Annotated in this window: 17 protein-coding genes; 1 reads left to right on the top strand and 16 read right to left on the bottom strand. The window is 44.3% G+C overall.

The annotated features are described in order from the left end of the window. Positions 1–94: 94 nt before the first annotated feature. The 15 genes from K370_RS07690 to fmdA form a co-directional block, all read right to left on the bottom strand. On the bottom strand, positions 95–676 hold the full coding sequence (locus K370_RS07690) for a HupE/UreJ family protein (protein WP_047540491.1): 582 nt from the start codon (positions 674–676) through the stop codon (positions 95–97). A 46-nt stretch (positions 677–722) separates the two neighbouring features. Beyond that, positions 723–1,376 carry an urease accessory protein UreG gene (gene ureG / locus K370_RS07685; protein WP_047540488.1) on the bottom strand — a complete coding sequence of 218 codons (654 nt, stop codon included), beginning with the start codon at positions 1,374–1,376 and terminating at the stop codon, positions 723–725. Positions 1,377–1,381: 5 nt separating this feature from the next. Next, a complete protein-coding gene (locus K370_RS07680; RefSeq protein ID WP_047540484.1) occupies positions 1,382–2,095 on the bottom strand; it encodes an urease accessory protein UreF in 714 nt (237 codons plus the stop codon). Positions 2,096–2,110: 15 nt separating this feature from the next. Next, positions 2,111–2,599, bottom strand: coding sequence for an urease accessory protein UreE (gene ureE / locus K370_RS07675; RefSeq protein WP_047540482.1), 489 nt, complete (start codon positions 2,597–2,599; stop codon positions 2,111–2,113). 18 nt (positions 2,600–2,617) lie between these two features. Continuing rightward, positions 2,618–4,321 (bottom strand): urease subunit alpha, encoded by a 1,704-nt coding sequence (gene ureC, locus K370_RS07670; RefSeq protein ID WP_047540480.1) that lies wholly within the window; start codon positions 4,319–4,321, stop codon positions 2,618–2,620. After that, a complete protein-coding gene (locus K370_RS07665) occupies positions 4,318–4,626 on the bottom strand; it encodes an urease subunit beta (protein WP_020167139.1) in 309 nt (102 codons plus the stop codon). Before K370_RS07665 ends, ureC begins: the two co-directional genes overlap by 4 nt. A gap of 8 nt (positions 4,627–4,634) precedes the next feature. Beyond that, on the bottom strand, positions 4,635–4,937 hold the full coding sequence (ureA, locus tag K370_RS07660; protein WP_020167140.1) for an urease subunit gamma: 303 nt from the start codon (positions 4,935–4,937) through the stop codon (positions 4,635–4,637). A gap of 27 nt (positions 4,938–4,964) precedes the next feature. After that, a complete protein-coding gene (locus K370_RS07655) occupies positions 4,965–5,870 on the bottom strand; it encodes an urease accessory protein UreD (protein ID WP_047540478.1) in 906 nt (301 codons plus the stop codon). Positions 5,871–5,910: 40 nt separating this feature from the next. Further along, positions 5,911–6,600, bottom strand: a complete 690-nt coding sequence (gene urtE / locus K370_RS07650) for an urea ABC transporter ATP-binding subunit UrtE (RefSeq protein WP_047540475.1) — start codon at positions 6,598–6,600, stop codon at positions 5,911–5,913. Positions 6,601–6,663: 63 nt separating this feature from the next. After that, positions 6,664–7,407, bottom strand: coding sequence for an urea ABC transporter ATP-binding protein UrtD (gene urtD, locus K370_RS07645; RefSeq protein WP_047540472.1), 744 nt, complete (start codon positions 7,405–7,407; stop codon positions 6,664–6,666). Continuing rightward, the gene (gene urtC, locus K370_RS07640) at positions 7,404–8,564 is read right to left on the bottom strand and encodes an urea ABC transporter permease subunit UrtC (RefSeq protein ID WP_047540469.1); all 1,161 of its coding nucleotides are present in this window, start codon (positions 8,562–8,564) and stop codon (positions 7,404–7,406) included. The genes urtD and urtC overlap by 4 nt, the downstream gene beginning before the upstream one ends. A 29-nt stretch (positions 8,565–8,593) precedes the next feature. Then, the gene (urtB, locus tag K370_RS07635; protein WP_020167145.1) at positions 8,594–9,511 is read right to left on the bottom strand and encodes an urea ABC transporter permease subunit UrtB; all 918 of its coding nucleotides are present in this window, start codon (positions 9,509–9,511) and stop codon (positions 8,594–8,596) included. 113 nt (positions 9,512–9,624) lie between these two features. Next, on the bottom strand, positions 9,625–10,869 hold the full coding sequence (gene urtA / locus K370_RS07630; RefSeq protein WP_047540465.1) for an urea ABC transporter substrate-binding protein: 1,245 nt from the start codon (positions 10,867–10,869) through the stop codon (positions 9,625–9,627). 122 nt (positions 10,870–10,991) lie between these two features. Beyond that, complete coding sequence (locus K370_RS07625) at positions 10,992–11,330, bottom strand: FmdB family zinc ribbon protein (protein WP_047540462.1); 339 nt, start codon at positions 11,328–11,330, stop codon at positions 10,992–10,994. Positions 11,331–11,356: 26 nt separating this feature from the next. After that, complete coding sequence (gene fmdA / locus K370_RS07620; RefSeq protein ID WP_047540459.1) at positions 11,357–12,580, bottom strand: formamidase; 1,224 nt, start codon at positions 12,578–12,580, stop codon at positions 11,357–11,359. Positions 12,581–12,844: 264 nt separating this feature from the next. On the opposite strand from fmdA, the gene K370_RS07615 reads away from it, so the two are divergent. Next, a complete protein-coding gene (locus K370_RS07615; protein WP_047540457.1) occupies positions 12,845–13,315 on the top strand; it encodes a surface-adhesin E family protein in 471 nt (156 codons plus the stop codon). Positions 13,316–13,429: 114 nt separating this feature from the next. Here the strand turns inward: K370_RS07615 and K370_RS07610 are convergent, their stop codons facing one another. Beyond that, positions 13,430–14,599 carry a hypothetical protein gene (locus K370_RS07610; RefSeq protein WP_047541800.1) on the bottom strand — a complete coding sequence of 390 codons (1,170 nt, stop codon included), beginning with the start codon at positions 14,597–14,599 and terminating at the stop codon, positions 13,430–13,432. Between the last annotated feature and the right edge of the window lie 133 nt (positions 14,600–14,732).

The raw sequence follows: 14,732 nt of genomic DNA, 5'->3' as shown, positions 1-14,732 counted from the left end.
GCCTTTAATCAATAGATCAATAATTTAGCCTTGATATCGTAATAAAGTATGGCGAAAAAATATGTACGTCATTTGACGTATAAACAGCATTCAATCAGATTGCAACCAGCATATATCCGCCCACCAGCGCAATGCCCCAAGCCAGCAGCGATTGAATCCAGTTTGCTAAATTCAATCGACGTGAAGCCAGCATCAAACCAATCGCATGCAATAAAGCTGTGGCCATTAACATGCCGCCCAATGCCGCATAGCTTTGCTGTGAGTGCAATTCAACGCCATGTGCCATGCCGTGAAATACTGCAAAAATCGCCACAATACCGATACGGCTGATGGCTGGAATAGGTAAGTTAATCGCCAGTAATAATCCCATCGCCATCACACTGGCAGCGATTGCGGTTTCTACACCAGAAAAAGTGATGCCTGCTAAACCCAATATTGCACCTAAAGTCATGCTTGTAAGGAATGTAAGCGGCAATTGCCAGCGTGCTTTGCCGCCCAGCTTGCTGGCCCAGATACCAATCGCCAGCATGACCAAGAGATGATCCCAGCCGGTTAACGGGTGTATAAAACCGGCATAAGCACTATCTAAACTCGTACCCACTAATTCATGCCCAGGATGTGCGATTGCCAAGCTAGAAAACCCCACTAGCAAACTGGTTAACACTATTTTCTTCATACTTTAACTCCTAAATGATGCACTAAAATTTAATCCTGCCTCAGGCTTAGTCATGCATTAACCCCTGTTTTTTGATAAATTGCACAATCTCTTCTAGGCCTTGCCCAGTTTTTAAATTGGTAAAAATAAATGGCCGCTCGCCACGCATTTTTTTCGCATCCCTGTCCATCACTTCCAACGATGCACCAACCATGGGCGCCAAGTCTATTTTATTGATAATCAGCAAATCCGATTTTGTGATGCCCGGCCCGCCTTTACGCGGTATCTTTTCGCCTGCTGCCACATCGATCACATAGATCGTCAAATCGGATAATTCCGGGCTGAAAGTGGCGGCTAAGTTATCACCGCCACTTTCAACAAACACGATATCCAAACCGACAAAACGTTTGCAAAGTTGTGCAACCGCTTCCAGATTCATCGATGCGTCTTCGCGAATCGCAGTATGCGGGCAACCGCCCGTTTCTACACCGATAATACGTTCTGGTGCCAGTGCTTCGTTGCGTGTTAAAAATTCCGCGTCTTCTTTGGTGTAAATGTCATTGGTCACCACGGCGATATTCAGCTCTTCGCGTAAACGTTTGCAAAGTGATAATGTAAGTGCTGTTTTGCCCGAGCCAACCGGGCCACCGATGCCAACACGTAGCGGCTCTACTGAGGATTGATTGAGATTTCCTTGTGATAGTTCTGCAGGTTGATTCATTCTGTTTATGACCTAAATAAGCGGCTATATTGTGTTTCGTGGCGGCACCCAGCAATGCTAAGTCCCGGCGTAAAGTTACTGATTTCAGCATATTCTAACTGCATCGCATCAGTAACGATTTCAGGCAAAAAGGCGCCTAATTCCAGTAATATTTTTTGCCCCGCAACCTGCCCAAGTGGCACGGTTTTCATGGCGGCACTGACCTGATTCTCTACCCATGACCATGCGTAAGCCTGCAACATATCTTGCGCTGAAATTGACCATAAATGTGTAATACCCGCGTAAACGGTTGGAAAGGCAGGGTTAACTAATTCGTTAATCTTAAACATAAAATCTGCTGGCAAGCTGCCTAAATCATTCAGTAAACGGCATAATGAATAGCCCATTTGCCGCGTTTCCGCCAAGGCTTCGCTGGTATCGCGCCCTGCTTGGAAATACGTATCCCACTCTTTTACAGCTGCAATGTCATTCAATTGCCATGCCTGATATTGCCGATATAGCACAGGCAACTCATACCTGCCCTGATAAATCATCAGCGCATCACTGATCCAAGTTTTGGCGCTTGCTAAATCGATCACTTCACCACATTCAATCGCCCATTCAAGCCCTTGCGAATAACTATAAGCACCCACAGGTAACATTGGGCTAGCCAATTGCAGCAAGCGACTTAACGCAATATTTGAGGCAATATTTTGTGGTTTAATGTTTTGCATTTGCATATTTAGCTAACCATGTCACCGCAATCGCGCAGAAGGTAACCTGGATAAATTATCATCGTCATCGTGATGCTTGTGTCCACCGCCATAAGCACCCGCTTCAGGCTCAAATGGTGCAAGCTGGTCAACCGTTATCATGCCAAGACCGATTAGCATTTCTTTCAACACATGGTCTTGCTCTAAGCGCAGCCAGCCATCGCCGACTTGCAAAGGCACATGTCGATTACCCAAGTGATATGCCGCGCACATTAACGCTTGCTGCGTTTCAGCCCTGACATCCGTCACAGGTTGTTCCGCCGCTACAATTTGCACTATTTTTCCATCTTCCGCCTTAAGCAAATCGCCGCCGCGCAATATGGTGCCACGGTCTAGCATTAACGCCGCTTCAATGCCTGATTTCAAGGTCACACGCAAGCGGCTTTTTTGCCGCAAATCAAATGGCAAGACCAAATAGTCATCGATTGGATGAGCGGTCTTGTCTAACAAACGCCGCGTAATATTGAGCATGGCTAATCTTAAAAAAACTTAAAACAGGAAATAACGTTGCGCCATCGGCAAAATACTGGCGGGCTCGCAAGCCAATAAAATGCCATCCGCGCGCACAATATAAGTTTCCGGGTCTACATCAATATTTGGCATCCAGCCATTATGGATCATATCGGCTTTTCTCACCGTGCGTGTGCCACGAACTGGTACTAATCTTTTGTTTAAACCAAGCGCCTGGACCGCCGGATTTTTCAATCCCGCCTGCGATACAAATGTGACGGAAGTTTTTAAACCGCCCCCATAAGCACCAAACATAGGGCGATAATGCACAGGCTGCGGCGTTGGGATAGACGCATTTGGGTCGCCCATTGCCGCTGCCGCGATCATGCCACCTTTTAAAATGATAGACGGTTTTACGCCAAAAAAGGCCGGGCGCCAAAGCACTAAATCGGCCAGCTTACCCACTTCAATAGAGCCTACTGTGTCAGCAATACCATGCGTTAACGCAGGATTAATCGTATATTTAGCGATATAACGTTTGACACGGAAATTGTCATTACGGGCAGAATCTTCTGCTAATGCGCCGCGCTGTACTTTCATTTTATGTGCTGTTTGCCAGGTGCGAATCACCACCTCACCCACACGACCCATTGCCTGCGAGTCAGATGACATCATCGAAAAAGCACCCAAGTCGTGCAAAATATCTTCTGCCGCAATGGTTTCGCGGCGAATGCGGCTTTCCGCAAAAGCGATATCTTCTGCAATCGCAGGGTCCAGATGGTGACAAACCATCAGCATATCCAGATGTTCATCGATGGTATTAACCGTGAATGGCCGCGTTGGATTGGTGGATGACGGCAACACATTGGCATAGCCAGCGGCCTTGATGATATCTGGTGCATGCCCGCCGCCTGCACCTTCGGTATGAAAAGTATGAATAGTGCGATCTTTAAATGCGGCAAGTGTGGTTTCCACAAAGCCCGACTCATTCAAAGTATCCGAATGAATCGCCACTTGCACATCCATTTCCTCGGCCACATTCAAGCAGTTATCAATGGCGGCTGGCGTTGTGCCCCAATCTTCATGCAATTTAAGGCCAATCACGCCAGCTTCAACCTGTTCCCGCAGCGGTTCTGGCAAGCTGACGTTGCCTTTGCCTAAAAAACCCAAATTCATGGGAAAAGCATCTGCTGCTTGTAACATGCAATGAATATGCCATGGGCCTGGCGTACAAGTTGTGGCAAAAGTGCCAGTCGCTGGACCTGTGCCGCCGCCCAGCATGGTCGTCACGCCAGACATCAGCGCTTCTTCTATTTGTTGCGGGCAGATAAAGTGAATGTGCGAATCGATACCACCCGCTGTCACAATCATGCCCTCACCGGCGATAATTTCGGTACCAGCACCGATTGGGATGGTCACTGCTGGCTGAATATCCGGGTTGCCTGCTTTGCCGATGGCTGAAATACGCCCATTTTTGAGGCCGATATCCGCTTTAACGATGCCCCAATGGTCGATAATCAATGCATTGGTGATAACGGTATCCGCCACATCTTTGGCGCACAACTGACTTTGCCCCATGCCGTCACGAATCACCTTGCCGCCGCCGAATTTCACTTCCTCACCGTAGATTGTGTAGTCTTTTTCTACTTCAATCCATAAATCGGTATCTGCTAAGCGCATTCTATCACCAGTGGTTGGCCCGAACATTTCCGCATAGGCGCGTTTATCGATACTGACACTCATTTCAATGCACCCATCACTTTTCCTGAAAAACCATACACTTTGCGCTCACCGCTTAAAGCCACTAATTGCACAGTACGCGTTTGGCCTGGCTCAAAACGCACAGCTGTGCCAGCGGCGATATCCAGCCTGAATCCATAGGCACGTTTTCGCTCAAAAGTTAAAGCTTCATTTGTCTCAAAAAAATGAAAATGTGAGCCGACCTGTATCGGCCTGTCGCCCGTATTCGCCACATCTATCGTAATCGATTCACGTCCTACGTTGAGACTGATTTCGCCCGCTTCGATGAGCATTTCGCCTGGAATCATTTTTACCTCTAAGGAATTGGATGATGAACGGTGACTAGTTTTGTCCCGTCGGGAAATGTCGCTTCAATTTGAATATCAGGAATCATTTCCGCGATACCTTCCATCACATCCTCGCGCGTCAACAAAGTGGCGCCATAACCCATCAAATATGCCACGGTTTGACCATCTCGCGCGCCTTCCATAATAGCGGCAGAAATATAAGCGATGGCTTCTGGATAATTCAATTTCAGGCCGCGCGCTTTGCGTCTTTCTGCCAGCAGGCCAGCGGTAAAAATCAATAGCTTATCTTTTTCTCTAGGGGTTAATTCCATTGTCTTTTAACTTTATTGAGTTTAATTTTAGGTATTCCAAATGCGTGGTCTTGCGGCTGAGCGGCTTGCGTACCACGGTCGTAATATCTGCCAAAGCCCTTCAAAATAGTGCCTTGCTGATTGTGCTGACATACCAATATAACGTGCTGAAAAAACTTCTGACAGCGCACTTACGCCAAATTTAGCTTTACTATCTGATGCACTATCACTTTCAAATTGTTGGCATTTCGCGAACAACTCTGTTGGTACAGCACCCGCAGCAACCACAAAACTGGCACTCACAACATTGCCGCCCAAACCAATTGCTGAATGAAAAAATCGGTCATTGGCTTGTAAATATGCACTTTCCTGCCAAATCGTTTTATCTGCGCGCTTAATCACTAATTTTTGATTCAATTTGCCTGTCAGCCAACTTTCACCTTTTGCCTGCCTGCCAAAACACAAAATTTCCCAGCCAGCATAACAAGCCTCTTGACCTAAGTTAATGTCAGCTGAAAAATTGACTATTGAGTCATCAAACAAAATATTTTCCTGCGGTAACCACTCTAAACTGGATTTTTCAGCTAAATCAAACTGCAAATGCTGGCTGGCCGCTGCGCCGTTCGCTTTGTACCATTTACCTGCACCTGGCGTTGTCAGCAAGGCGCTGGCATTGGTTTGCACATTCACATTCAGTATTAATTCATCACCGCCCGCAACACCGCCCGGCGGATGAATGATAATGCCATGACACAGCGCATCACCTTCTGGATACAGCGTTTTCTGTATCACTAACGGGCCATTATGTTGCCTTTTTGCCAGATAACTACGGCCATCTTTCGCAGCAAAATCCAGTGTTAACGTGGCTAACCAGTGGACAGGTTTTACCCCAGCCAAATCATTACCCAAGCCAATTTGTGCGTTTGTAGCAGGCACTGAAAAATCATCATCCATGACTTTATGATGCCACAAAATACTTGAATAACCGCATCAATTAAACCGACAAATATCCTTTAATTTTGGCAGCATCCACTTCGCCACGTTTGTCTTCATGAATGAATTTGCCTTTATCAATCACGATAATACGGTCGGCAACTTCCATGGTAAAACTTAACACTTGTTCAGACACAATAATGGTAATTTCACGCATTTTTCGAATCTCGTTTAATACTTTTGCGATATCTTTAATAATCGACGGCTGTATACCTTCAGTAGGTTCATCCAATAGCAACACTTTAGGATTCGTCACCAAAGCACGGGCAATCGCCAATTGCTGTTGCTGACCGCCAGAAAGATTGCCGCCTTTACGGTGGCGCATATCATACAGCACTGGAAACAGCGCAAAAATATCTTCGGGAATCTCGCGTGTTTTGGATTTCTCTAATCCGGTTTCGATATTCTCTTGCACGGTCATACTAGGGAAAATCATGCGGCCCTGTGGCACATAAGCCAAACCTTTAGCCACGCGCTCATAACTATCCGCGCCTTGCAGGTTTTCACCGTCTACCACTGCCTTGCTGCTTTTACTCGGCAAGATACCCATTAGCGATTTAAACAGCGTCGTTTTACCCATGCCATTGCGTCCCATAATCGCCAGTGTTTCATTTTTTTCTGCCTTAAAATTCAAGCCATGAATCACTTGGCTTTGGCCATAACTGACTTGTAGATTTTCAATTTCAATCATATTTATTCCCTTCAATCCGAGCAATATCAACTACGTTAATGAGCTGTGTTTTATGCCATAAGCCTAATGACCCAGATACACTTCAATGACTTTTTCATCTGCCTGCACTTTGTCCATCGCACCTTCTGCCAGAATCTTGCCTTGATGCAAGACGGTGACTTTATGGGCGATTTTTTTCACAAACTCCATATCATGTTCAATCACAATCACGGAGCGGTTTTTGCAGATCTTATTCAATAAATCAGCCGTTTGGTCGCGCTCTTTCGCACTCATGCCAGCGACTGGCTCATCCAACATTAACAGTTCTGGATCCTGCATCAGCAACATACCGATTTCCAGCCACTGTTTTTGGCCATGACTCAATAGTGCAGCTTCCATCTCCAAAAAGTCCGTTAACATGATTTCTTCGGCAATCTTTTTTACCTGAGAAACCACTGCTTCCGAGCGTTTGAAAAACAAGCTGCCCCAAACGCCACGCCCTTTTGGATAGGAAACTTCTAAGTTTTGATAGACCGATAAATTCTCATAGATAGAAGGGGTTTGGAATTTACGCCCTACTCCAGCTCGCACGATTTCATGCTCTGATAATTTAGTCAGCTCAGTATTCCTAAACTTAATAGAACCTGAAGTCGATTTGGTTTTACCGCAAATCAGGTCTAAAACCGTTGTCTTTCCTGCGCCATTCGGGCCAATCACCACACGTAACTCGTTTTTATCGATATACATGGTCAGGTTATCAACCGCTTTAAAGCCATCAAACGATACCGTTAAGTCTTCAATCGCTAGGACAAAGTCTGTGTTGCTCATGCTTTTGCTCCCATCTCTTTAATCTCGTTTGTAGGCACTACGTCCGCTGCTTTCTCTGGTTGCGCATCAGAAAACTTGCGTAAAAATTTAATTTTCTTAGCGTACTTTTCATAGATTCCAGCTAATCCATTGGGGAAAAACATCACCACAGTGATAAATAAGCCCCCCATCAGGAACAACCATAATTCAGGATAAGTTTCCGAGAACACGGTTTTACCGTAGTTAACCAATAATGTGCCGTAAACCGCGCCAATCAGCGACATACGACCACCAACCGCGCAGAAGATCACCATTTCAATGGATGGCACGATGCCGACAAATGACGGTGACATAAAGCCAACTTGCAGTGTGAACATCGCGCCGCCGACTGCTGAAATCATGGCTGCTACACAGAAGATGAATATTTTGAAATTAGAAACATCGTAACCAGAGAAGCGTACCCGCTCTTCTTTATCGCGCATGGCTAATAGCAACATACCGAATTTACTATTCAAGATATATTTCGACAGCAAGATCGAGCCGATCAACAAGATGCCATTGACATAATAAAGAATGTATTTTGCGCTATCGGTGCGCGTATCCCAGCCCATAACAGTTTTAAGGTCTGTAATACCGTTAACTCCGCCTGTTAGGCCTTGTTGACCAACGATTAAGATACTTAGAATCAACGCAATCGCTTGCGTAATAATCGCAAAATATACACCACCCACGCGACGCTTAAACATGGCAAAACCAATGAAGTAAGCAAACAAAGCAGGTATCACTAATATCGCCAATATGGTTAAGGGCAGGCTTTGGAAAGGATGCCAAAACCAAGGTAACTCGGTGATTTGGTTCCAATCCATAAAATCTGGAATACCTGGCGTGGTTTGGATTTTGGTCGTAATCGGATCTGAGGCTTCTAGCTTCATGAACATCGCCATGCCGTAGCCGCCTAAGCCGAAGAATATACCTTGGCCTAAACTTAAAATACCACCGTTACCCCACAACAACACTAAACTCACAGCCACAAAAGCGTAGGTTAAGTATTTGCCCACCAGATTTAATCTGAATATATCGACGCCAAGTGGCAATACGACAAATATCAAGGCGGCTAACAATGCGAGTCCGATTGCGCCCTGCTTACCGCCAACTAATTTACTTAAGGATGCATTCATGTTCATTCTCCCGTTTATTTGCGCAGCTATTATTTACGAAGTTTGGAAGCAAACAAGCCTTCTGGCTTCATCATCAATATGCCGACAATCACTAGCAAAGTAGTCACCTTGCCCATTGAACTGGTCATAAAGAATTGAAGGATGGACTGTGCTTGTGCGATACCGAAAGCGGATGCGATCGTACCCATTAAGCTGGCTGCGCCACCAAATACCACGACCATAAAGCTATCTACAATATAAAGCGTACCTGTGGTTGGGCCTGTTGAAGCGATCGTGGTAAACGCTGCACCAGCAACACCAGCAATGCCGCAACCTAAAGCGAATGTGACGCGATCTACTTTTTTGGTATTGATACCAACCGCACCTGCCATCACGCGATTTTGCACAGTGGCGCGTACTCTTAAACCCCAACGTGAGCGATACATAAAGATATAAACGCCTGCGGTTACCAGCAATGCCAGCACCATCACAAAAACACCGTTAATCGGAATATCAATATCGGGGGTTGGTTTAAATGAGCCTAACATCCATTCTGGAAGTTCAGCACTCATCTCTTTCGCGCCAAAACTGGAACGAAACGCCTGTTGCATCACCAAGCTCAAACCCCATGTTGCCAATAAGGTATCTAAGGGCCGCTTGTAGAGATGCCGAATCATTATGAATTCAACAAAATATCCCAGTGCAAAGGCTAAGATAAACGCCAACACGATGGCAATGAGAAAGTAATAATTTACAAATCCATAAGTGGCTGCCACTTTTGACAGCATCACTGTTGTATACGCGCCTATGGTCATAAACTCACCATGCGCCATATTAATCACGCCCATTTGGCCGAAAATAATGGCAAGACCTAATGCCATGAGTAGCAGCACTGTAAACATGCTCAGGCCAGAAAACCCCTGCATGATCATAATATTGCCGATATCACCCATTGAATAACCAAACATATGGCCTCCTACTTAATTACTACTAAAAAATAATGTTGCTGATACGCTTACTTATTTGCAGACTGCGGCAGCCTATTTTTTAAGCTACCGCGTCTTTTTAAATCACTACTAGACTATTGATAACCTTTTGGGAACGGATCTGGTTTGATGTAGCCAGAGGTGTAAACAACCTTAGCTTGACCATCTTTTTGCCATTGACCGATACGCAATTTGGTTGTTAAGTGGTGATTTTTTTCCACTGTCACAGGACCTTCTGGCGCATCTTTTAACTCGTAACCAGGTAATGCGGCTTGTACTTTATCTACATCAAAACTACCAGCACGCTCAACAGCTGCTTTGTATAACCATGGGCCCAAGTAAGCGGCTTGTGTAACGTCACCGATTACAGATTTAGCACCCCATTTTTTCTTAAATTCGGCTACAAATTTCTTGTTAGCTGGATTGTCTTGCGATTGGAAGTATTTCATCGCTGAGTAGAAGCCAGCTAAGTTTTCACCGCCAATGCCCAACACTTCATCTTCTGTCACTGAAATGGTTAACATGGTTTGTTTAGTAGAGTTTAAACCCGCTGCATTTAGCTGTTTAAACCAGGCAACGTTACTGCCACCCACAACCGCTGCATAAATCACGTCAGGTTTTTTCAGTTTGATTTTGTTAATCACAGAACCAAATTGTGTATCGCCCAACGCAATGTATTCTTCACCAACCACTGAGCCTTTTAGGTTTTTCTCAATATGTTTACGGGCGATTTTCATTGAAGTACGTGGCCAGATGTAATCAGAACCGATCAAGTAAAAAGTTTTGGCTTTTTTCTCTTTAGCAATCCAATCTAAACCGGCGATAACCTGTTGCGTAGCTTCCTGACCTGTGTAGAACACGTTTTTAGATTGTTCTAAACCTTCATAGAATGTTGGATAAAACAGTAAACCGTTTTCTTTTTCAAACACTGGCAATACCGCTTTACGTGAAGCAGATGTCCAGCAACCCATGACGGCAGCCACTTTGTCTGATGCCAGTAATTTCTTCGCTTTTTCAGCAAATGTTGGCCAGTCTGAAGCGCCATCTTCTTGAATCACTTCAATCTTGCGACCCAAAATACCGCCCATGGCATTGATTTGATCAATGGCTAATTTTTCAGCCTGAATCGAACCTGTTTCACTGATTGCCATCGTGCCTGTCGCTGAGTGCAGAATACCGACTTTTACAGTCGTATCCGTTACAGCTAAGCCAGTCGTATTCACTTTTGCTGTTGGAAAATCTGCAGCAAATGCGTTAGTTGTAATTAAGCCAGCGGCTAGTAATGCGCCGACTAAGGCACCACCCGCTTTCATAAAGCCACGTCTATTCAAAGTACTCATTACGATCTCCTAATATTAAAAAAATACAACTTTTACTTCAAAATCAAACGGAACTACTTAACCTGCTAAACACTTCAAAACTTACTTTTCCCATCAATTTATTGATTAACTCACCCAATTAATTAGTGCGATAACATCCAAGGTCTTGCTGTCTTTTTGGTTTGCATTTGCAAAGCCGCCTTACCTGTTTCCTGGTTCACTTTTGTGCTTGTTTTGCAGGTATGTGATCCCGCACAACCGCAACTTGAACGTTTAGCTACTTTTGGATCATGCGCAGATTTTTCATTTCGCTCATGTGCCACACGCTGTGTTTTATCCATTACCGCCAAGCGAGGCGCAGACATAATGCGCGGGCTTTCGCAACCACATTCATCACAAAATGCTGGCTCACTAGACTCACTCATTTTTCTAAGCGCAGTAAAAACACCGCAGGTATCACATCCATATTCATAAACTGGCATCCCGAAACTCCTTATTTGCTTTTGGCTTAGCTGGTTTTAGCCGTATCAACGCCTTGTTTCACCATCACTTTTGGTCCATCCGCATTTGGCTTCATATCGAAGTCAAATATCTCGGTTGGTAACCACAAAGTGGCACAGGCGTTAGGAATATCCACAATGCCGCTGATATGGCCTTCGATTGGTGCAGTGCCTAAAATTGATAAAGCTTGCGCACCGGTGTAACCAAATTTCTTCATGTACTCAATGGCATTTAAACAAGCTTGGCGATAAGCTTCGTTGACATCCAAATAAAGCTGCTTGCCTTGCTCATTAACTGAGATACCTTCAAAAATGATGTAGTCTTTATAAGTTGGTGTGAGCACACTCGGTTCGAAGATTGGGTTTTTAACGCCATATTTCTTCACGCCGTCTTTGATTAAACTGACTTTGATATCCAAGTAGCCGGCCATCTCAATGGCACCACAGAATGTGATTTCGCCATCGCCTTGTGAGAAGTGCAGGTCACCCATTGAAAGGCCACCATCTTTTACATAAACAGGGAAATAAACTTTTGAGCCTTTGGTCAGATTTTTGATATCGCAATTACCACCATGCTCACGTGGCGGCACAGTACGTGCACCTTCTGAAGCAGCTTTTGCAGCTGCATCACCAGTCATTTTTCCCATTACAGCTGACTTCTGATTTGGCGGTAATGCTAAACCTGGAACGCGCTCAGGGTCGGTTGCAATCAAATCACCCTCACGTTTATTCCATGTTTCTAATAACTCTTTTGAAGGCAAGCAGCCAATTAAACCTGGATGCATAATGCCGGCGAACCTCACATTGGGTACATGGCGTGAAGTGGTATAAATACCGTGGAAATCCCAAATTGATTTACGCGCTTCCGGATATTGATCGACTAAGAAACCACCACCATTTTCTTTAGCGAAAATACCGTTAAAACCCCACTGCTGCTCTTCAAATGTGCCAACGTCTAGAATCTCAACCACCATCAAATCGCCTGGTTCTGCACCTTCAACACCGATTGGGCCGCTTAGATAATGCACTTGCGTCAAATCTACATCGCGCACATCGTTGGCACTGTCGTTATTGCCAATCTGGCCGCCAGTCCAATCCATACATTCCACACGAAATTCGTCGCCCGGTTTAACCATGGCGATTATGGGTAAATCTGGGTGCCAACGGTTATGAATCTGACCATCTTGTTCCCAAGGCTTTTTGTCTAAATCTAACTTAACGAGTGTTTTCATTTACTTGCTCCTACTTAATTTCAGTTATTTTCAACAGTTACAATCAACAGTAAGTTTCCTCACGCTTTAAAAACCGCTATGTTTAAGGTTTTTAAAGTATTTCAAAGAAGACTCGCGGTTAATAATCCAATGAGTTTTTCTATATGCTTAGATTAGTGATGCAGAGGGATGATTGAAATACGTCAAAGTGCGTAGTTGATTGTTGCGATTTAATGCTTGAACTGTGTTAATTTCAGAGTGAACATTCATTTATAAGGTAGCAAAATGCATCTAGAAAACGAATCCATAGCACCAATGCTAAAACCTCGTAAAAGCGTCCAGAAAGCCTGTATTTATATACTTTCCTTTCTATCATTCTGTACGGCTTTGGAAGCGGTAGCGGCTGATTGGACGTCTATCAGCAAGACAAAACAGGAGGAAATGCTAGTGGATATGGATTCTTATAATGAGTCTGCAGGCATGCCTTATATCACCACAAAAACACTATTTTTAAAGCCACAGAACTACCGCAAAAATGCGCTTAAATTTATTTATTCGGAAAGTCATTCCACTACCCAATTTAATTGCGCGCTGCACACGTTTAAAACTAACGCTATGCAGTTTTTTGATGCTAATAAAAAATTAGTTGGCAGCGAAATAGGTGACGATTTTTTTAAGCCAGTTGCTGCTAACTCAAAAGATGCCGCACTTGAAAGCCTTGTTTGCCAAGTACATAAAATGGTTGGCGGAAATTAACCAGATAAAGTTAACCAATTAAATGGGTTAACTTTTCAAATAGTACAAACGCTAAAGCCCAAACGTAACTTTGGGCTTTAGGTGTGTAGTTAAAACTTATTAGCGGTACATCTTCTAGAACTGGAATTGCAATGCAACGTTGATTGCGTTGATAGAATCGGCATCAGACACTTTTGTTTTTGAGATAGCCGCAGTTATTAAAGCGTTATAGGGCTCCATAACGTAATTGGTACCAATCTCATATTTTTTTGTCTCACCTGCAAGTGCAACAGACCCACCAGGTGTGAATGAAGTGGTCGCGTCTGAATCAAACTTTTGGTAGCGAACGAATGGCATAAATTGACCCCAGCCAGCTTTTGCATTGAATAAATAAGCCGCGCCAGCTGAATATGCCTTACCTTGTTCACTTAAAAAGATATCGTCGGTATCGTAATCATAGTAAGCCGCTTCTGCTGAGAATGTACCTGGTCCTACATTTTTCTTCTCTAGTAAAAAGTCCACGCTGTATGAAGTGTAATCACCTGCAGCACCTGGCACGGCAACCACGCCATCTTTTTTGCTGCGGCCGGCAATACCTATGGCTAAAATATCTTTCGCACCAAAGTAGTTACCTGTGCCGTAATAACCCGGTTCTGCATCCCAAAAGTCATATTGCAAGCGGCCTGCATACATTAATTTATCTTTAGTACCTTGCGTTTCTGATAATGCCGTAATGCCTGGGCTAAATCTAAAAATGTTATCGCCTTCAAACGCACCAAATGAATAAGCTAATTTGCTATCTAACGTACTGCCAACAAGCGCAACACCTTCATCACGGCCAATAATACCGCCGTTCCAGCCATAGCGAGAAGCGATGTTAGACCAATAACCACCGCCCATTGAGTAATAAGGTCCCGCCATATTGGCACGATCACTAGGGGATAAGAATCGACCCGCCCATATCGCGATATCTTCTGTTAATTGAAATTGCACATTAGCGTCAATCACTTCAATTGAGCCGCCGCTGCCAGATTTTTCTGTGTTCAGCATACCTTTAATGTATTTGTTTAATGAACCAGACACATATAAACGTGCACTATCCAAAGAGAAATCGTTTGAGCGGTCACTACCATTTGCCGCTGCATCTTCTACACTGCTGTAGCTACCAATTGCGCCAAAACCAACACTGATATATTTATCCTCACCAAATGTAATGGTTCCAGCCGCCTGTGCCTGAATCGCTGAAATACTCAGTGTCGCTAATACTGCTGATGTGAGTAAACTTTTTTTAAAAATTAAATTCATTTCCATGCCCCTATAGATTGATAAACAGTTGTAAATACTTAATACAGATACTTAGCTAGCGCATCCCGCAATTCGGATGCATTTGTCATGTGGCTAGATTAGCGATAGGTAGGGGCGAATTAAATACGTCATA

Source organism: Methylotenera versatilis 7 (genome assembly GCF_000799165.1).
GTDB lineage: Bacteria > Pseudomonadota > Gammaproteobacteria > Burkholderiales > Methylophilaceae > Methylotenera_A > Methylotenera_A versatilis_A.
Note: the sequence above shows the minus strand (reverse complement) of the source record. Positions and strands in the feature narration are given on the sequence as shown.